Genomic DNA, 16193 nt, shown 5'->3' with positions numbered 1-16193 from the left:
CTGGTCACCCATGTGATTCCGGACTGCTGAAGACAGGTAGTTCCACTTATGTTCCAAGAGATACACAGAAGTTAAAAATGGCGCAAGGCCAGAGGCTTCCGGAAACGGTCTCAAGGCCTTCGGGGGGACACCGCCATCCCCCCTTCTTAATGGAAAGAATTCGGAAAATGCATCGCCACTCACGGTGAGCAGGCATCAATTTTTACTGTGATCAGGCCGCTTAACGGGTGGCAATGATGAGGGTTGGGGAGTGATGGAGATCACCCCCCTTTTTTTGTTGTGATCCGCTGGGTCAATGCAGATCTGGTAACTCACATCCTTCCAGCGACTGACTAGGGCCTGAACTTTCCAACGCCGTAACCCATTAACAAGCCCACAGCGCCACCAATAGAACCAGCCGTCAGCTGATTTCGTTGGTCTTGGCTCATCTGGCCTGCGAACACCAGTGCTGCTGCGACAACAAGCAGCAAAATGGCAGTAACAAGAACAGCATCAAGTGATCTGTTGCCATTCCCGCGCCCGGGCCCTGGCTTTCCTTCATCACCAACCCCCCGCTTTACAGGGGGGTTGGTGATGGTGGGTTAGCCGCATCAAGCTCCCTCTCAATGCGGTTGATCTCCTTTTCAGCTGAGCTTGGTTCCATTCGCAAAGAATGGCAGCAGCATCAACGGCTTTCAATCCATACAGCCCCCTAGGACTGACCGAGGCCACACTGGTGGGATGAAACGACTCCTCCTAGCTCTGACGCTCCTCGCCATCGGCAGCCCTGTGCTCGCAGCAGACGAACGGCTAGGGACGATGCCTGGATCCGCTGCCCCACATTATTGGCGAAATGATACTCCCAAAGAATTTATAAAAGACGAATTTTGTTTCGAGGATGTATGCGTTTACGACCATGTTGTATCAAGAAAAGGTGACATCGTAATTACAGATAGAGTGTCCGAAAAGGGCTTGCCTCGTTACGAATATTTGGAAATCACAAAGCGTCAATATCTATGGAATTGTCGAGATGGCAGCGGAGGATGGAGACACTATATGCGCCAAAAAAGTGATCAAGGAAATTGGGGACCATGGCATTGGAGCGCATGGAGAACAGCCAGTACAAAGTATCCTGATGACCCACATTTAAAACGTATTTGTCAAGACAGATAAGAACAGCCCGAATCCTTCATTTGAATGGGAGCCAGCCTTGCGGAAAGCAGTGACGCTGAGGCTCTAGGGCAATAAAAAGCCCCGTGCTTGGCAGAGTTATTAACGGCTTTCAATCCATCGATTGATTGGTGCCATCGCTTCCTCCAGCGCTTCATCACTCAACGGCTCCAGCCTTCGCCATAGCGGTGACGCTGCATTGAATCGAGTGTGGTTCTGCACGTGCCTTTGCAATGACGGCAGACCATCAGGGTCTGTCTCTATATAAATGCCCCTTTTGTCCACTCCATCCCGTAAGTAGTCATCTAATTGGCCATCACGGTGCATTCGTCGCAATGTCACGCATGAGCGAAACCCAAGGTGGGAACTGGCATTACTCAGATTTAAGACGGCCATAATCTCAATTAGATGATCAACCAATGATTCGCTGGCGCTACAGGAAAAGTGCGCGCACGAACGACCCACGATTTTTTTTGCCAAATGGGACCCAAAAGCTTGAGAGAAGGCCCGGGGTTTGTGTGACTAACTCCAGCGAGCTGTAGAACACGTGGTCAACCGCGGGCTTCCAAACGGCGACGCGCATCTGCCTGCGTGCGGCGGATGGCAGCCCTCACAGGCAGAAGACAAGCGAGCACATTGGCCACCATCAACACCAAGTTCACAGCCACTTGAATCCAGACGTTCACCGTCTCGGCATCTGACAGTCCACCGAAACCGAAGACCAATGACTCAGGTTTATATGGAAACAACTGGGCAGTCATTAAGGCAACGCCAATCGTGATCAGCAGCACGACAAATCGTGCGACGGCATCCCACAGCAAAGGTGTGATTGTGCGCCGGGTGATTGCGTAATAGATGCCAGCAAAAGGCAGAACTGCATGTGCAAACACCCAGGGCCACACACGATCGCGAAGGCGAAGCTCCAGAGCACGCTGTCGACTTGATTGCTGAGCATCTTCTGCCGAGCGTTGCTGTAACGCTCGGTGGTCCGCACGAATGGAGGGGATCGACTCAACGATGGTGCCCCACACGAGCAGGGTCAATCCGAATTGCAGGATCGGATCCAACCGCCACCCCTGAAAAAACATGATCGATCCCACAAGCGGTAGGGCGATGCAGCGTCCGGCCAGGGTGACCAGAAGCCAGGCCAACCCGAGCCCCTGAAGCGACTCGCGCGGTTGCCCCCGATCCATCGACACATCGAAGCGTCGCAACGACACCACGAGGGCAGGAACCCAGAGGGCCATGAGCAGCAGCCCCCAGATTGAGGCCCAGTTCAGACTGGCATTCACCATCAATAGCTCCGCGTTATTCCCATATTGCTGTCGCCACGCTCAGTCGTTAGCTTCTATGCAGGACGCGAACACCTTTCGTGCTTTTGGCTGTGCTTTCACCGGGTGCGCTTATTGCCAAGGGAAAAGAGCAACTGAGCGCACCACTGCAACTCCCTGGCATCAAGCTGAACTGATGCATGATCCTTACTTGGCCACAACTCAATGCTCACCAACCGCAATACCCAACGAGCCAGTCATAAGCATCGGCACGTGATAACCCGCGGTACTCCATAGGCCAGCTTTCAGTTGCGTTGCAGGGGCCTACAACTTCAGCGCCGTCATTCCAATAAATCCCCAAAAAAACTTCTCCCCTCCCGTAAACACCTCTGCAGACATTGGCAACCCTGTCGGCTCCATCGATAACCGATTCGCATTGGTCATCCCGCCAGTCATCGCCAGGTTCCCAAGCAATGGCGGGCATTGCAGTGGTGAGAATGCAAATCAATCCCAAGGCAACGTGTTTCATGGATTCAAGCCTGGCTGGTTTGTGCGGTTCAACTATGGTTTAAACCTCTCTCGAAAGAGCATTTCATCTGTTCTTAAAGCCCGCCCCAATACTCGTCGATCTACACGCACCAAAGAACGGTGTCGGCTGACTGACAATTGACCCATCAGACACCTCCACGGCAATGAAGGTTTTCGCAGCAGTCCTTCTGGCTCTCGGCGCCAACTGTCACGTCAACGCGGAACCTTCTCCCGGTCCTTCCCCAGAGTCGATTCCTGATTTGGAAGCCCGTCAACAGGCCCTGAAACTTCTCTGCCCCATCGCACAGAAAGCTGGAGGCGGCTGGGGAGACGACAACATCAACCGAGGCATCGCCTCCATCCAGTACGGCGAAGAGTGGCCACCAAACCGGGCTCAGTTCTCGGCTTACAAACTCTGTTTGATCAGGGGCTACTCGAAGTGACCGATTGCTCATGCTCGGTGGGTCATCGTCGAGACCAGACCGCTACGGGGTGGTGGTCAACCAGTCGTCAGGCGCATGCTCAGGAACAACGACATCGAGGCATGGGAAATGATGCTGAAAACAGGTGGCTGGAAACCTTGTCAGCCCAGGTAGTGACTTAGTCGATGACTTTGGCTAGTCCTGATAGCAGCAGTTGATTGAGGCTTGCCAAGTTCCTACGGCGGCGCAAGGCGTGATCAAGGATTTAGACCAATAGAGCCTGCATGTAAGCCAGGACCTGACTTTGAGGCATGCAAGCGTGATTTCTTCATCGCAGGAGCTGGACTCTTGTTTTGGGGTGTCGCAGCAATTGCCATTACTGGGCTTGCCTGCTGGTTTGCCTTATCCGGCAGATTGAACCTGGCGATGGTGACTCTTGAGCAAAAGATCCGGTCGATGCGTAAATCTGGGAATAAGTGATACCTGCGCCACAACGCCATCGAAGCCTGGGAGACCATGCAGAAGTCAGGCGGGCAACGCTTCCACCCGACGGCCACCCCCGTTTAGGTAGTCCACATCAATGCAATAAAAAACCCCGCACTTGGCGGGGAATGGGTCGTGTGAGGTTGTCTTGTCGGGAGATCGACAACAACTAATCAACAACCGCCACTTTTCCGCTTCGGAGCTTTAGCGAATTACATACAAATACCGACAACAACCTCAATGCTTTGACTTTTTACCATTGAGCTTTGTACAAAGCTTTATACATGCTGTACGTAACTTGACTATCTAGACCACTTACCGCCATAGAGGTTGTTCCTAGCTTTTGATCACATTCGATAGCCGCCGTCAATGGTTCGTCTTTGTGATAACCGGTCACCTCTGATACTCGACGATTTGGCATCTCATCTTCCTCTAAATCATCAAAACCATAATCCCGTAATACTTTTTTTGCATTAGCAATGCACTCTTGATAACTTTGACCATGAGTAAAAGTGTCTAAGTAAAGATGTGGCCTAGCACTGACCATTTTTGCTGTAAAAAGTGATATTCCTGCAATCGACAGGAGAGCTATGGGAGAAAAGAGTCTCATCTTTTTGGGGTGAACTATGAAAATATACCTCTAAATTTTTCACCATCGCTGAACTGAAAAGGCCACTGCGATGATCACGGGCTAGCTTAATACACCAGTACCAGTTAATCGTGTCTGTTGACCATGGGGTCTACAACTCACCAGAGTCAGAACGGCCCATCTTTTTGGATGTCGCTCCAGGCATGACGGTGATCGTCAAACACGATTACCTGACCGGTGAGAAGCAGGACAAGGAATGGTGGATGGGGCAGGTGATCCACTGCGGGGGAGCTGCCCGTGACCCAAGCGTCCACAACCTGTTCCAGATCACTGATGTGGATTCAGACGTGATCCGCTGGGTCAACGCTGATCTGGTGACGCACATCCTTCCGAGTTGCTGACTGCCATCAACAAAGACCAATGCAACTCAAGCCCTAGATTTGAGAATCAATGGGTTGGTTGGAGTTCACAGATGTATTCAATAGCTCAAACATGGAGATCCGGCACAAAGAGTGGGCAGGCTCCGATTGATGATTATCGATGGAAAGACGGGATCCTTGGAAGGGTTGGAACTAAAAGAGTGGAAACAAAGATTTTCATTCGTTTTGAAAATCTGAGGATTAGCCAGAAAGAAGATCACTACTGGTATTCAAGAAGATCTCATTGGTTCGTAAAATTTCCATATTGCAAAAATGATAAGCAAATATTGTTGGCCAATATCGTGTTTTTCTTAATCTTTCTCCAGCTTTTAGGCCGGGTTTTTAATGCCTTGATGATCGCTAGTTTCCCAGGGCAATAAAAAACACCACACTTGACGGGGCGTGATTGGTGTTAAGTTACCGCAGGGACATCGCCAACTTTATTTGATGTGCTAGTGGTTTCGAATAATTAATCAAGTCACAACTAAGTAAAGATCCTAAAACCCATCCGTGACTATTGAAAAGGATCCACTCTCTGCCTTGGGAATCATTTGCTCTCGCTGAAATCGGTTCTGACTTTCCATTGCCTTTCGTAAAGGATGTTCCGTTGCCAACTGATTTCACTAGCGCGCCGTTGGGGGATCGTCGAACGTTTACATAAGTGTCATTTGGGTCCCAAGCCCTGCACCCGATTTGTGAGTCTTGAAAACGAGCGAAAGAATTTGGAGTATAAATTGTCAGACTACCAATGGCTAACACTGCAGTAATTGACGAAAATAATTTCATTGAACCCCTTGATGGAAGGTGTTAGTCGTGAATAGCAGGTAGAGCTAGCGAGTTACGCGGCCTGATTTAATCGCTGCCACGAATTCGCCAATTGTTATTTCTTTGCCAAGCTTTTCTGACCAACATTTCATGTCGTATGGGGCTTGGCGATAGTTTGCTTCACATGTCACAACTGGATCGTAAGCAACTATTGATTCATTCCTGGCCTCAGCAGGAACTGCGATTAAGGAAGAACCGCCGATAAAAGCAGCTGCAGTGACGAAAGCAGCAAGTTTCATTTGCTTGATGTATTTATGGAGGTCCTCCCTCCGATGTATTCAGAATGCACCAGCTGAGCTGATCACGCATCACCCGCTTAAGTGGTCTGCCGGACGCTTGCCTCCCCCCGTTCGGGTTGCTCGGCTCATCGCTGCGAAAAAGCCCGAGGCGTCCAAACCCCGGGCCAGTGCTGCACCACAAGCAGGCGGTCATGGGGTTATGCGATCGCGTCCTGCATCGAAGCAAACGAAGCCTGGGAAAACATGCAGAAGTCAGGTGGCTGGAAACGCTGTCAGCCCAGGTGGTGAAACTCAGCAAGCCAGTGCCACAAGAGCAACGATCACGATGGTGGCGGTGATTGGTTCCATGGGCTTTTTCTGGGTTGCATTCAACCTCCCCGATCCGATCGAAAGACCCTGTGACCAACATCACAGCCCTGGTTGAGATGGGTCATCCAGTCAGACGCTGAATCCGGAGATGGTGTGTCCATCGAGAGGGAACAACCCTCCACCGCCTTCAGATCAATGCCTCACTATTCGAACTACGGCAGCACCCGCTTCTCCGGTCAGCCCATTGATGACCTGACCGGCACCTTCAATGCCTTGAACGAAACGACCAACTTCAGGCCTCAAAAAGACGAAAGCACCAGCATTATTCATCCGCAGTTCCAAGAAGCCAGCAAGGTTGTCATTCATCCGCAGTTCCGGACTGATCTGATCAACCCCGATTCCATGCGGCCTGTTGACTCTCTGTCAGAGACCTTTGGCGACGGCGATCCACAAATCCTGGGTCCCCTCAGTGGCAACGGTGTCTTCAAGCCTCAAGACATCGATACCAAAGGCAGCGTGATCATTGGCGATGACCACTTCATGCCAGATCGAGGCGGCGATTCCCTGACCGGTGAAGGTCGTCCAAAGAATGTCTGGACAAATGGCAGTGCCACATCCTTTGAAGACAGATCTGTTGGTGACTACGACACCAACGATGCGGTGTTCGATATGAGGGAGAACATCGACTGGACTGCTGCTGATGGCGGTAATGGTTCGAGTTGGCTGACAGCAAAGATCGCCAGCAAGGCCAATGCTTATGTCGATGAGGATGTGGATGGCTTTATGAAGCTCGGCGACATCAAGGGCGGCGACGCCATCACCGGTGAAGGTCGTCCAACGAAAATCTGGACAAGCGGCAGTGGCACATCGTTTGAAGATCGACTGGCTCTGGAATTTGATCCAAATGACGCACAGCTCGGCATGAGGGAGAACTTCAGCGGCACTGCTGATCCTGGTGGCACGAGCTTCATGACTGGAACCTTCGAACCAGCCGCTGGGATGAACAGCTTCGGAGAATCACTGAACCCTGTTCTCGAAGTCGGCGGTCAGGTTAGTCCTGGTTGTACAACCTTCATGACAGAAAAGATCGGCGCTAACCCTGGTCAAATGCTCAGCCCTCTTAGCGGAGGTGACGGCTGCCCCTTCTGAGCCACGATGTTTCAACGCAATGCCCCGCTCTCACGAGTGGGGTTTTTGTTTGCCTGCAGTGGTCAGCATCACGGCAGGTGATTTGGGAGCAAATCCCCCAAAAGGACTAAATCACCTTGTCCACCCGCATTGGTGCGCGTACTTCCAATAGATGTCTGCATGGCCAGCAGCGACCAGTTGCTGTTGCACGTTTGAGCCATCTACAAACAGCTCAGCAACCGTGCGGCCATAACGATCTTTGGTAAGGCGCCTTATGCCCACGTCCTTTCCAACGACAAGCGCCCGCAGGTAGTCCCGTGCTGCTTTGGCAGGAACAGGGTCGGCCCGTTTACCCAGCAGTTCTGGTGTGTCGATACAGGCCAGCCGGACCTGCTCACCAGCGCTGGTTGTGCAGGTGTCGCCGTCGTAGCAGCAGGCAATGAAGACAGAGGCAAGGGCAGCAATCAACATCAGGCTTTTGTTTTCATCACGCCGTAGTCATCGCATAACGCCAAGCCAAATTCAGCACACAAACACATCAAAAAATCAAGGTGACCACTACTCATCAAGAAAAAGCTCAGCACAATTGTCTAAATAACTGTGCTGAGTGCTGATCAGCTCAAATCCTTACGTTGACTCAGTTGAAACGACACAGGTTGCCTTAACGGCATCTGTGTTGTCTGTGCCAGGCCAGCGCCATTTTCGAGTCCGACCTGTAACTGAATCCTTGGTGGGATTGCGATCCTGGGCAAAGCCCAACTCTCTTAGGCATTTAGCCATCTGCCGCATGTCGCTTTGGCCGATTGGACGACCTTCGCAGACACCTGACTCAGTGATGGCGTAGCGAGTGTCAAAACCACAAGAACGAGCCTTGAGCTTCCCGAGGCATCTCTCCTCCACCGCTGAGAGGTAGACGTTCTCGCCGCGGAAGGCTTCATTTCGTCGATCACTAAGAGCCTGCTGAGCAAACTGCAGGCAAGGCCGATCCCCCGCTCTGTATTGGGCAAGGGCGGCCTTCCAGATACGGTCCCGATCAAGGCTCAACCTTTGTGTATCAACGACATGGCGACCAAGATCAATGACCCAAAAGCGACGGTCGCCTGTGTGATCCCGAAGAAACTCATCGCCATTAACTGAGGCGACCATGATTGAACGCCTCTTCAGGCGCTCATAAGACCTCCCGTAAGGCACACGACAAAGATCTGTCCTCGTGGTGATGTGGTTTTTGAGAGCCCCTGTGGATCTTTTACCGGTGATGTTTTCCAACTCTGCAAGCTCCGTAATCAAGACACGATGCAGTGCCACTGTCATGTCTTTCGGCTGGTCATGCGTGGATGAGGTAAACCAATCGGGGTCGGGCAGGAGCGCTTGAAAACTTGAGCTTTTACGGATGCCCTGAGCCCCTTTCAAGGTCAGAACAAAGTCGAACTGACACCCTGGTTCAAACACCCTCCAGACAGCTCCTCGCAAAGCCGCAGCCCACATCGCGTCATACAGCGGGTCTGAAGTCCCGAAGTAATCCGCCGAGAAAGTCGATAGGTCTACAGGTCGAATTGACTCGTCCTGTTCGAGGTCCTCGAAATACCTCTGCACGGGGTGATAACAATCTTCCCGTGCAACCTTCAGAACCGTGTCAGCAGCTGTTTTGGGATTGGCCTCATAACCAACCTCAGACAGACCGATGTACGCCTCGTCAATGTCCGCAATCGGCAGATGTCTGCCATCTAGCTCAACCTCCTGAGTCAGCTCATTGAAGGCGAGCCGACAAGAGGCATTTCGCCAAAGCTCACATAACTCGGCTGGCTTCAGCAGCCGCTTTTTCGCTTCAACGCACAGCTTTAGATCTTTAATGAGATGTCTCACTGCTCAACCGGCCCCTCTGCGAGCGCGAACTTGCATGCCGCGTTTGGCGATCGCCTCTTGCACTGCATCAATGTCCCAAGTGATCGGTGCATTGGAGCTGTGTCCAAGCCAGTAATGAACACCCTGTTCCAGAAAGCCACCGTGGCTTTCTCGTAGACGCTTCAAATAATCAGGCGAACGACCCAAAGCCGCGGCCGCTGCTCGTGTTGGCAAGTTCATCGAAAGGATTCCTTAGAGGTATCCCTTTGCTTTCAATGCCGCGCGCAAATGAGGTTCCGTTAGGGCGTCAAACGGATTCGGTTCAACACCCCAGTACCGTTCACCGCGAGTGTGAACGGTGATGCCATTAGGCAACGTCGTACTGACGTTCCTAAACATCCAGCGTCCTTCCCTGCCACCACGCTCCTGATACTTCTGCCAAATGCGATCACAGGGGCGTAACTCCCCTTGCCACTTGTCATCCACGGACGCGTTGTCAGTGGTCAACAAGTCTTCAATCACTTCAACAGGAAGTTCTTCAGGACCACGTTTCGCGGAAACGAAAACGTACTGACCATTGATAATGGTCTTCGGTGGTGATGCGAGACGGTTCTTGCGCACGCCAATTACTTACAAAGGCGGAAACCGTTGAATCGCCGTTAGACCACCACAAGGATGGAATCGTGCTGTCGGAAGGACAGGAGTGGTGCCAGTAACGGCTAGCCACTCGCAACGTTGACTAGAACATACGAGCTACTGACAGCTGGCGCAAGCACTTAGCTGCTGGGAGCAGCACGAGCAGATCCAGAATCACACCAGAGTTCACACCAAGTACATGAATCTCGCCCCAATAGTTGAGGGCAGATTCCGCCACAACTCTTTCAGTGACTGGGATTCAATCAATGGAGCCAAGGAGACTCGAACTCCTGACCCCCTGCATGCCATGCAGGTGCTCTACCAGCTGAGCTATGGCCCCAAAAACGCAGACGAGGTGTAGAACCTGCCTTTGTCGTGTCGAAGCTTACAACGGCAACGGCCGCTGCGAACCCTCCAGGAAACCCGTGCCTACATCTGTCGCCATACGGCTGCGAGTTTCCCTTGAACCTGCACCTGATCAGCAGGCAACTCGATCGGCTCGTAGGCAGGGTTCGCGGCTTCCAGCCGAACCGTGAGCCCGTCGCAATGAAAATGTTTCAGCGTAGTTCCACTGCCCGGAACCAAAGCACTAACGATCGTTCCTTGGCGCAGACGAGCAGCATCGACGACTGGTTCCATCAGGACCACATCACCGTCAGCGATATGGGCATCCACCATGGAGTCACCATTCACCGTGAGCGCGAACAAACCACGGGTTTCAAGAACAGGAGCAAGATCCAATCGATCTTGAACGTCATCAAAGGTCTCAACCAGACCACCTGCCGCAACAGCCCCAAGTACCGGGATACCCGAAGCAATTCCTCCCAGCAACTGAAGGGTGCGCGCCTGACCCTCCTGCCAGGTGATCCAACCTTTCTGCTGAAGATGGCGCAAACGACTCTGAACAGGGGCTGGTGAACGCAGGCCCATGGCCTGCATCATCTGACGAATCGAGGGGCTGTGATGGTTGCAACTGATGTAGTCGGCAAGCCAGTCGTAGAGCTCTTGCTGAGCAGTTGTGAGCGGCTCGGGGGATCCAGCAGACACCGGCAATTCATATGTTCGTCAATACATGTGTACCGGTCATTACTCAAGATGGCAAGAGCTCAGTCAGGTGCTTGCAACGAGCAAATCCAATGAACCTTTACCGAAGTGTCTTGCCGCCCGACGTAATCAAGCCATTGACCCTGAGCGCTACTGCGCTGCAACCTTTGCTGATTACAGAGTGCTCTCATTCGCAATTCGCGCACCTTCCAGGCGTCCTGCCCCTGTCGCTGCATGAGCACTGCAGCATCGAATTCCACACCGAGTGACGTCCGCACAGGATTACTGAGGTATTCGCCAGCTTTCAGGCTTGGTGAATCCATCGCTTCCATAAACAACCAGGTTCGCTGAGTTAATTGACCCGAAGCCTGGAGCGTCTGGCGGGTTTGCGACCAGAACGGCGGTTCTGGAGACGGTGACCAGTCTTCAGCGTTCGCAGCTGCACTCCCAAGCGCAAGGGCCAGGGCGAGGGTGCTCAATCGAACCAGGTTGCTCACTGTTCTGTCTGCTCCTGAGGGCGCTCGGATCGTTCCTTGATCAGTTTCGCCAAGATTTCCAACTTGGCGTTTTCAGACTCCGAAGCTCTCGATGCCATCCAGGTACTGGCGACCTTCATTTGCGTGACTTGCTGCAGCAAAGAAAGAGCTGTTTGCCTGAGAGTTTCGATGTCGTCGCAATCACGAATGAGCCGCCCCCATCGTTCTGTTTCAAACGACTGCTCCAGGCCTTGCTGAAGAGGATCGATGCTCAAGATCCAGCCTCCCAAGTGAGCATCGGATCGGGATCACCACTACAAATGGCTCGAGCACGAACGTAGAAGGCACTTTCGGTGTCGCCGGCGGCTTCTAGGGAGTCGAGAACCTTTTGCCAATTGTCTCGTTCCTGCTGGTCCATTGGTGAAATTTGGAGTGCGTTGACACTAAAGGTCTTTCAAAAAAATCAGGGTTTGATCAGCCACCGTTTTCCACTCAGCATCTGCGGTAATCACGTGGCCACTGCCCTCCAACCAGTGCACCTCCACACGTTCAGATCTGGCTCGCTGCTGAAGTAACTCCACACCTCGACGCGTGATCACGTTGTCGAGCGTGCTGGCCATCACCAGCAAGGGTTGATGCAGATTCCCCAACTGCCTCCTTGTGGCGGCAATGAGACCCAACACGCGCACGCTGCAGCGACTGGGCCAACGCGGATACTTCCAAAGACGCTCAGCTGTTGCAGGATCGACGAAATCGTCGGCAGGACGAGGCACCGAAGGTAACAGTAGAGACAAAAGCGGCGCAATCAGGGCTCGAGGATCGCCACTCACAATCGGTGGGGAATAAGCAATCACAGCTTCAACACGCGGACGCCGCATTCCGGCCTGAATCGCGAGGATTGAACCCAAAGACAAGCCAGCAACGACAACGCGTTGGCCTTGATCTAGAAGTCGGTCAACGACGCCATCAACCTGCTCCAACCACTGGTGGGGTTGAACAGGCATCAAATCCTCAAGGCAGGTTCCATGGCCGACAAGCAGAGGCGCTTCCACACCAAAGCCCTGGGCATGCAACGCCTCAGCCAATAGAAACAGCTCCGCTGGGGCCCCGGTGTAGCCATGCAAGAGAACAACGGTGATTGGCCCACCCTGCATGGAGAAAGGTTCAGGAGAAGCTGCGATCAACTCAGCGGCACCGGTGCATTGCCAGGATTCTGGCGAACCCATCAGGCTCCATCAGCAGAACCAACGACATCACTCCCAGGGCCAAAAGCAGCGATGACAGAGGCGATCAGCCTTGCTATCTCCAACAAAGGGTTATCAGCTGCAGATGTCATTCATGCAACGACTGATCAAGCTCGCCTCAATCCTGCTGATCTTCAGCGCCATTGGCTGCGGCAAAGAAGCTGTAACAGACAAAGCCGGCAACGACCAAGCCGTGCCTTCAGAGAGTGCGCCAACAGACAACAAGCCAACATCCGAGGCCGTGCAGGGCCAGGCCTCCTGGTACGGGCCAGGGCTCTACGGCAACAAGACCACGAGCGGTGAGGTTCTCAAAAAAGGAACGATGACAGCAGCCCACAGCAGCCTGCCGATGGGAACCAAAGTCAAAGTCACGCGCCTCGACAACAACAAAAGCGTGACGGTTGTCATCAATGACCGCAAACCGTTCAAGCCAGGCACAGTGATTGACCTTGCCCACGGCTCAGCCACAGCACTCGACGTTGACGACGACGGCAAGACAGCCGTGGAGATCGAAGTGCTTAATTAAAGACTGACCTCGTGAATCATCAAATCAGCGAGCTCTGCGCGGCAACACAAAATCGAGATTAGGCTTCAAGCAATTGACAACTTGAGATGGCAAATTCCGGCCTGGACTACTTACTGCAATTCAGCAAAATACAAAAAAACGAAAGAATAGGGGATATCGAAGCAGTTGATTTTAAAGTCGTTAATAACGGCACTCAGATGGGCCACTTAATCATCCAATGCAAATGCCATCAATACAACAAAGGATTTAATATTGCAGCCAGCGTCCTCAACTGGAAGATCAGCAAATACTTCAAAAGAGCGTCAAAATCTCTTGACTACGCAACGGTCCAGAAACTGGTACTGGAGTGAGATCAGCACAGGAATCGCTAAAGACGGAACGAAAGTTCTGACGACACTCACTCAACAAGAACGATCACCAAACCGCTTCACAATGAGTCCAGCCAATGTGCTGCAGCTCCTTGTACAACGAAATCGCATCCTCATAGCGCATGTTGCGACGCGACTTCAACAGTGCAGGCTGATCCCGAGACAACTTCCTGCCGTGATCGACGAGAACACGAACATCTTTATGGCCACTTTGCGGCTCCCTGTGAAACCTCACAGCCCAGAACTTTTGTGGATCCTTGAGCCAACCGTCCGTCATCAGTTGATTGTTCAGCGGACTTGATGTCTAACGAGTGCTCAGTGCTGGTGCTTGAGTTTGTAACTGCAAGAACGGTTCTCAATAGCCAGCTTCAAACTCCCTATAAGCACCATATCTAGAGAAAACACGGAAATAAGCCTCAAACACACCAGAACTAGTGCTGTTGTTCAACAGCCAACAACAGGGCAACGCAGACATCAAGTTCAAAACCTGCCCGATCAGGACCATTCCACGACGTCATGACGTTCCTCTCCTGGGAGCACAAGGAAGTCGTGACAGAGCGGTGAAGCCCAGCAGTGCAATGAATTTGATCACTGGCAGAGCAAACCAGCCACTTCAAGAAAGCTGCACCAGCCTGATCAGAACTCCGCTCCGCCTTCACAGGCAGCTATGGCGTGACGACTCAAGACCATCACTTGCCGCACCTCGATGCCAGCAATGACGATGGGACGAACGAGAGTCTCTCCATGGAATGGATTGTCCGTCCTATTCGTGCCGTCTTCTTCGCAGATGAGCAGGCATTTAACTGGATTCAGAAAAAACTTGGCCTCAGCAACTATCAGATGGCAGCCCTGGTCTGGCTCAAGGGCCTGATCATCGGCCTGCTACTGGGATGGTGGCTGCTCTGAGCAGGTGCGCATCGTGAATTGACTTGATCAACAGTCGTAGATCAACTCCGACTGCTGTTCACGCCTGATGTGATCGCTTTCTTTCATTTGCGACTCGTCGTAGTCGAGGGCTCGCAAAGAACAAGCCGGTGCTCGATAGGGCAGGCGCTTGCCGTCTGCAATTTCTGTGCCGATTGACTGGGCCGAAGCCGTACAGATCACAGTCAAAGTTGTTTCGCAACACTGGCGTGATAACCACGACCAGAGGGCATGTCAGCTCCTGTTTGTGCTTTCCATCACGCGACGACATCAACTGACTTAATTCCATCCCAGGGAGCCGTCGTCTTGAACTTTTTCAGTGATGGACGCTGGGGCCAGCGCATGCTCCCAGGCTCCGGGGCTGACCTCCTCCGCCAGCACTACAAGGCATCAAATGTTGCAGACAAAGCACCAGGCAACGTTCGTCAACACTTCGTTACTTTCGTTAACATCTGCAAAACATTTGTCCTGTCATGACGTCTTCATCCCCCAACACCCCTGATCCTCAAAAGGTTTTCAGCGAAAAGCTCAACGGTCGCGCAGCCATGTTGGGCCTGATCATCGGTCTTGCCGTTGAAGCCGTCACCGGAAAAGGAATCATCCAGCAGGTTTGGGGGTTCAACGAATCCACCAAAGGAATCGATTTCTCGGGTCTTCTGAACTTCTTCAGCTGATTGATTGAGGACTAGATCCTGATGACTGTGGTCTTTTTTTAAGACGATCACATTCGAGCAAGATTAAACAGAGGCTGGAGCAAACCAGCCTCTGTTATTTGTTATTGACCTAAGTCACTTCGTTGATGCGGTGATCAGAGACCGCCTAGCAAGGCAGCCAGCAAAGCTTGTTGGGCATGCAAGCGATTTTCCGCCTGATCAAAGATCCGGCTGGCGGAGCCCTCCATCACCTCCGCACTGATCTCTTCACCGCGATGGGCAGGCAGGCAGTGCAACACGATGGCGCGCGAGTCGGCTTTGGCCAAGAGCTCTTCATTCACGCAGAACCCCTGGAAAGCCTGTTGGCGTTCGAGTTGCTCCTGTTCTTGGCCCATGGAAGCCCAGACATCGGTGTAAAGCGCCTGCGCACCGGCAACAGCAGCAGCAGCATCACTGCTAACACTGATTTCAGCACCGCCAACAGCGAGGGAACGGGCTTGGTCAAGCACGCCTGGTAGTGGCTCAAATCCATCAGGGCAGGCGATGCGCACATTGACGCCCAACAGAGCGCCACAGAGCATCAAGGAGTGGGCCACGTTGTTGCCATCGCCCACGTAAGTCAACGTCTGACCTTGAAGCTCGCCAAACGCTTCCTGCATGGTGAGAAAGTCGGCCAGGGCCTGGCAAGGATGCTCCAGATCGGTGAGAGCGTTGATTACCGGAATCGAGGCCCAGTAGGCGTAATCGGCAAGTTCTTGCTGGGCATAGGTGCGCACCGCAAGCACATCGCAGAAGCGACTCAGCACTCTGGCGGTGTCTTCCAAGGGCTCACCGCGGCCCAGCTGGGTGACCTGAGGATTGAGGTCGACGGTCTGGCCGCCAAGCCTGGCCATCGCCACCTGGAAACTCACACGCGTCCGAGTGGAGGCTTTGGTGAAGATCAGGCCCAGCACGCGGTTGCCGAGATCAATCCGGCGGTCACCACTCTTGAGCTGACTTGCCAGCTCGAGCAGTGCCGTTGTCTGCTCAGCTGTGGTATCCGCCGACGACAAGAAGTCTTTGCCGCTCAATGCTGAGAGGACGGCAGCAACGCTGGTGGTGGCGGACGTCATGGACTG

Annotated in this window: 26 protein-coding genes and 1 tRNA gene; 9 read left to right on the top strand and 18 right to left on the bottom strand. The window is 52.8% G+C overall.

Going from position 1 to position 16193, the window contains the following annotated elements; translation table 11 throughout:
- Window positions 1–1251: 1251 nt before the first annotated feature.
- The 3 genes from SynMITS9220_RS03895 to SynMITS9220_RS03885 form a co-directional block, all read right to left on the bottom strand.
- Window positions 1252–1491, bottom strand: coding sequence for a hypothetical protein (locus SynMITS9220_RS03895; protein ID WP_186990875.1), 240 nt, complete (start codon window positions 1489–1491; stop codon window positions 1252–1254).
- 209 nt (window positions 1492–1700) lie between these two features.
- Complete coding sequence (locus SynMITS9220_RS03890) at window positions 1701–2444, bottom strand: hypothetical protein (protein WP_186990873.1); 744 nt, start codon at window positions 2442–2444, stop codon at window positions 1701–1703.
- Between the two features lie 205 nt (window positions 2445–2649).
- A complete protein-coding gene (locus tag SynMITS9220_RS03885; protein WP_186990871.1) occupies window positions 2650–2949 on the bottom strand; it encodes a hypothetical protein in 300 nt (99 codons plus the stop codon).
- A gap of 163 nt (window positions 2950–3112) precedes the next feature.
- On the opposite strand from SynMITS9220_RS03885, the gene SynMITS9220_RS03880 reads away from it, so the two are divergent.
- Window positions 3113–3391, top strand: a complete 279-nt coding sequence (locus SynMITS9220_RS03880) for a hypothetical protein (protein ID WP_186990868.1) — start codon at window positions 3113–3115, stop codon at window positions 3389–3391.
- Window positions 3392–4106: 715 nt separating this feature from the next.
- Here SynMITS9220_RS03880 and SynMITS9220_RS03875 read toward each other — a convergent pair.
- Window positions 4107–4463, bottom strand: coding sequence for a hypothetical protein (locus tag SynMITS9220_RS03875; protein ID WP_186990866.1), 357 nt, complete (start codon window positions 4461–4463; stop codon window positions 4107–4109).
- A 110-nt stretch (window positions 4464–4573) separates the two neighbouring features.
- Between SynMITS9220_RS03875 and SynMITS9220_RS03870 the strand changes: the two genes are divergently transcribed.
- Complete coding sequence (locus SynMITS9220_RS03870) at window positions 4574–4843, top strand: DUF3104 domain-containing protein (RefSeq protein ID WP_186990864.1); 270 nt, start codon at window positions 4574–4576, stop codon at window positions 4841–4843.
- A complete protein-coding gene (locus tag SynMITS9220_RS03865) occupies window positions 4837–5241 on the top strand; it encodes a hypothetical protein (RefSeq protein ID WP_186990862.1) in 405 nt (134 codons plus the stop codon). Before SynMITS9220_RS03870 ends, SynMITS9220_RS03865 begins: the two co-directional genes overlap by 7 nt.
- A gap of 450 nt (window positions 5242–5691) precedes the next feature.
- Here the strand turns inward: SynMITS9220_RS03865 and SynMITS9220_RS03860 are convergent, their stop codons facing one another.
- Window positions 5692–5925 carry a hypothetical protein gene (locus SynMITS9220_RS03860; protein WP_186990860.1) on the bottom strand — a complete coding sequence of 78 codons (234 nt, stop codon included), beginning with the start codon at window positions 5923–5925 and terminating at the stop codon, window positions 5692–5694.
- 256 nt (window positions 5926–6181) lie between these two features.
- On the opposite strand from SynMITS9220_RS03860, the gene SynMITS9220_RS03855 reads away from it, so the two are divergent.
- The gene (locus SynMITS9220_RS03855; protein ID WP_186990858.1) at window positions 6182–6349 is read left to right on the top strand and encodes a hypothetical protein; all 168 of its coding nucleotides are present in this window, start codon (window positions 6182–6184) and stop codon (window positions 6347–6349) included.
- A gap of 80 nt (window positions 6350–6429) precedes the next feature.
- The gene (locus tag SynMITS9220_RS03850) at window positions 6430–7383 is read left to right on the top strand and encodes a hypothetical protein (protein ID WP_186990856.1); all 954 of its coding nucleotides are present in this window, start codon (window positions 6430–6432) and stop codon (window positions 7381–7383) included.
- Between the two features lie 111 nt (window positions 7384–7494).
- On the opposite strand, the gene SynMITS9220_RS03845 is transcribed toward SynMITS9220_RS03850, so the two are convergent.
- The 10 genes from SynMITS9220_RS03845 to SynMITS9220_RS03800 form a co-directional block, all read right to left on the bottom strand.
- Entirely contained in the window at window positions 7495–7833 is a 339-nt protein-coding gene (locus tag SynMITS9220_RS03845) for a thermonuclease family protein (RefSeq protein WP_186990854.1), read from the bottom strand.
- Window positions 7834–7989: 156 nt separating this feature from the next.
- Window positions 7990–9225 (bottom strand): VapE domain-containing protein, encoded by a 1236-nt coding sequence (locus SynMITS9220_RS03840; RefSeq protein ID WP_186990852.1) that lies wholly within the window; start codon window positions 9223–9225, stop codon window positions 7990–7992.
- Between the two features lie 3 nt (window positions 9226–9228).
- Window positions 9229–9444, bottom strand: a complete 216-nt coding sequence (locus tag SynMITS9220_RS03835; RefSeq protein WP_186990850.1) for a hypothetical protein — start codon at window positions 9442–9444, stop codon at window positions 9229–9231.
- A 12-nt stretch (window positions 9445–9456) separates the two neighbouring features.
- Window positions 9457–9825 carry a hypothetical protein gene (locus SynMITS9220_RS03830; RefSeq protein WP_186990848.1) on the bottom strand — a complete coding sequence of 123 codons (369 nt, stop codon included), beginning with the start codon at window positions 9823–9825 and terminating at the stop codon, window positions 9457–9459.
- Between the two features lie 282 nt (window positions 9826–10107).
- Window positions 10108–10180 (bottom strand) — tRNA-Ala (locus tag SynMITS9220_RS03825).
- Window positions 10181–10269: 89 nt separating this feature from the next.
- Entirely contained in the window at window positions 10270–10893 is a 624-nt protein-coding gene (lexA, locus tag SynMITS9220_RS03820; protein ID WP_186990845.1) for a transcriptional repressor LexA, read from the bottom strand.
- A gap of 53 nt (window positions 10894–10946) precedes the next feature.
- Window positions 10947–11363, bottom strand: coding sequence for a hypothetical protein (locus tag SynMITS9220_RS03815; protein ID WP_255483211.1), 417 nt, complete (start codon window positions 11361–11363; stop codon window positions 10947–10949).
- Between the two features lie 14 nt (window positions 11364–11377).
- The gene (locus tag SynMITS9220_RS03810) at window positions 11378–11635 is read right to left on the bottom strand and encodes a hypothetical protein (protein ID WP_115125394.1); all 258 of its coding nucleotides are present in this window, start codon (window positions 11633–11635) and stop codon (window positions 11378–11380) included.
- A complete protein-coding gene (locus SynMITS9220_RS03805; RefSeq protein ID WP_186990843.1) occupies window positions 11632–11778 on the bottom strand; it encodes a hypothetical protein in 147 nt (48 codons plus the stop codon). The genes SynMITS9220_RS03810 and SynMITS9220_RS03805 overlap by 4 nt, the downstream gene beginning before the upstream one ends.
- A gap of 25 nt (window positions 11779–11803) precedes the next feature.
- Window positions 11804–12586, bottom strand: coding sequence for a carboxylesterase (locus tag SynMITS9220_RS03800; RefSeq protein WP_255483210.1), 783 nt, complete (start codon window positions 12584–12586; stop codon window positions 11804–11806).
- Between the two features lie 112 nt (window positions 12587–12698).
- On the opposite strand from SynMITS9220_RS03800, the gene SynMITS9220_RS03795 reads away from it, so the two are divergent.
- A complete protein-coding gene (locus SynMITS9220_RS03795; RefSeq protein ID WP_186990841.1) occupies window positions 12699–13130 on the top strand; it encodes a septal ring lytic transglycosylase RlpA family protein in 432 nt (143 codons plus the stop codon).
- Between the two features lie 86 nt (window positions 13131–13216).
- Window positions 13217–13480, top strand: a complete 264-nt coding sequence (locus SynMITS9220_RS03790; RefSeq protein WP_186990839.1) for a hypothetical protein — start codon at window positions 13217–13219, stop codon at window positions 13478–13480.
- A gap of 64 nt (window positions 13481–13544) precedes the next feature.
- On the opposite strand, the gene SynMITS9220_RS03785 is transcribed toward SynMITS9220_RS03790, so the two are convergent.
- Window positions 13545–13775, bottom strand: a complete 231-nt coding sequence (locus SynMITS9220_RS03785) for a DUF1651 domain-containing protein (protein ID WP_115125315.1) — start codon at window positions 13773–13775, stop codon at window positions 13545–13547.
- Between the two features lie 395 nt (window positions 13776–14170).
- Here SynMITS9220_RS03785 and SynMITS9220_RS03780 point away from each other — a divergent pair, with 395 nt between their 5' ends.
- Window positions 14171–14404 carry a hypothetical protein gene (locus SynMITS9220_RS03780; RefSeq protein WP_186992298.1) on the top strand — a complete coding sequence of 78 codons (234 nt, stop codon included), beginning with the start codon at window positions 14171–14173 and terminating at the stop codon, window positions 14402–14404.
- A 27-nt stretch (window positions 14405–14431) separates the two neighbouring features.
- Here the strand turns inward: SynMITS9220_RS03780 and SynMITS9220_RS03775 are convergent, their stop codons facing one another.
- Complete coding sequence (locus tag SynMITS9220_RS03775; protein ID WP_186992296.1) at window positions 14432–14611, bottom strand: hypothetical protein; 180 nt, start codon at window positions 14609–14611, stop codon at window positions 14432–14434.
- A gap of 284 nt (window positions 14612–14895) precedes the next feature.
- On the opposite strand from SynMITS9220_RS03775, the gene SynMITS9220_RS03770 reads away from it, so the two are divergent.
- Window positions 14896–15096, top strand: coding sequence for a hypothetical protein (locus SynMITS9220_RS03770; protein WP_255483209.1), 201 nt, complete (start codon window positions 14896–14898; stop codon window positions 15094–15096).
- Between the two features lie 134 nt (window positions 15097–15230).
- Here SynMITS9220_RS03770 and argF read toward each other — a convergent pair whose 3' ends face one another.
- Window positions 15231–16187, bottom strand: coding sequence for an ornithine carbamoyltransferase (argF, locus tag SynMITS9220_RS03765; RefSeq protein WP_186990837.1), 957 nt, complete (start codon window positions 16185–16187; stop codon window positions 15231–15233).
- Window positions 16188–16193: the final 6 nt, after the last annotated feature.

Origin of the sequence: Synechococcus sp. MIT S9220 (genome assembly GCF_014304815.1) — a bacterium.
GTDB lineage: Bacteria > Cyanobacteriota > Cyanobacteriia > PCC-6307 > Cyanobiaceae > Synechococcus_C.
Note: the sequence above shows the minus strand (reverse complement) of the source record. Positions and strands in the feature narration are given on the sequence as shown.

Bases quoted from the DNA above. Each gene is read 5' to 3' on its own strand.
- SynMITS9220_RS03800 (WP_255483210.1), bottom strand. From the start codon at position 12,586: ATGGGTTCGCCAGAATCCTGGCAATGCACCGGTGCCGCTGAGTTGATC.
- SynMITS9220_RS03805 (WP_186990843.1), bottom strand. From the start codon at position 11,778: ATGGACCAGCAGGAACGAGACAATTGGCAAAAGGTTCTCGACTCCCTA.
- argF (WP_186990837.1), bottom strand. From the start codon at position 16,187: ATGACGTCCGCCACCACCAGCGTTGCTGCCGTCCTCTCAGCATTGAGC.
- SynMITS9220_RS03890 (WP_186990873.1), bottom strand. From the start codon at position 2,444: ATGGTGAATGCCAGTCTGAACTGGGCCTCAATCTGGGGGCTGCTGCTC.
- SynMITS9220_RS03785 (WP_115125315.1), bottom strand. From the start codon at position 13,775: ATGACGGACGGTTGGCTCAAGGATCCACAAAAGTTCTGGGCTGTGAGG.
- SynMITS9220_RS03850 (WP_186990856.1), top strand. From the start codon at position 6,430: ATGCCTCACTATTCGAACTACGGCAGCACCCGCTTCTCCGGTCAGCCC.
- SynMITS9220_RS03885 (WP_186990871.1), bottom strand. From the start codon at position 2,949: ATGAAACACGTTGCCTTGGGATTGATTTGCATTCTCACCACTGCAATG.
- SynMITS9220_RS03880 (WP_186990868.1), top strand. From the start codon at position 3,113: ATGAAGGTTTTCGCAGCAGTCCTTCTGGCTCTCGGCGCCAACTGTCAC.
- SynMITS9220_RS03835 (WP_186990850.1), bottom strand. From the start codon at position 9,444: ATGAACTTGCCAACACGAGCAGCGGCCGCGGCTTTGGGTCGTTCGCCT.
- SynMITS9220_RS03845 (WP_186990854.1), bottom strand. From the start codon at position 7,833: ATGTTGATTGCTGCCCTTGCCTCTGTCTTCATTGCCTGCTGCTACGAC.
- SynMITS9220_RS03860 (WP_186990860.1), bottom strand. From the start codon at position 5,925: ATGAAACTTGCTGCTTTCGTCACTGCAGCTGCTTTTATCGGCGGTTCT.
- SynMITS9220_RS03795 (WP_186990841.1), top strand. From the start codon at position 12,699: ATGCAACGACTGATCAAGCTCGCCTCAATCCTGCTGATCTTCAGCGCC.
- SynMITS9220_RS03790 (WP_186990839.1), top strand. From the start codon at position 13,217: ATGGCAAATTCCGGCCTGGACTACTTACTGCAATTCAGCAAAATACAA.
- SynMITS9220_RS03875 (WP_186990866.1), bottom strand. From the start codon at position 4,463: ATGAGACTCTTTTCTCCCATAGCTCTCCTGTCGATTGCAGGAATATCA.
- SynMITS9220_RS03770 (WP_255483209.1), top strand. From the start codon at position 14,896: ATGACGTCTTCATCCCCCAACACCCCTGATCCTCAAAAGGTTTTCAGC.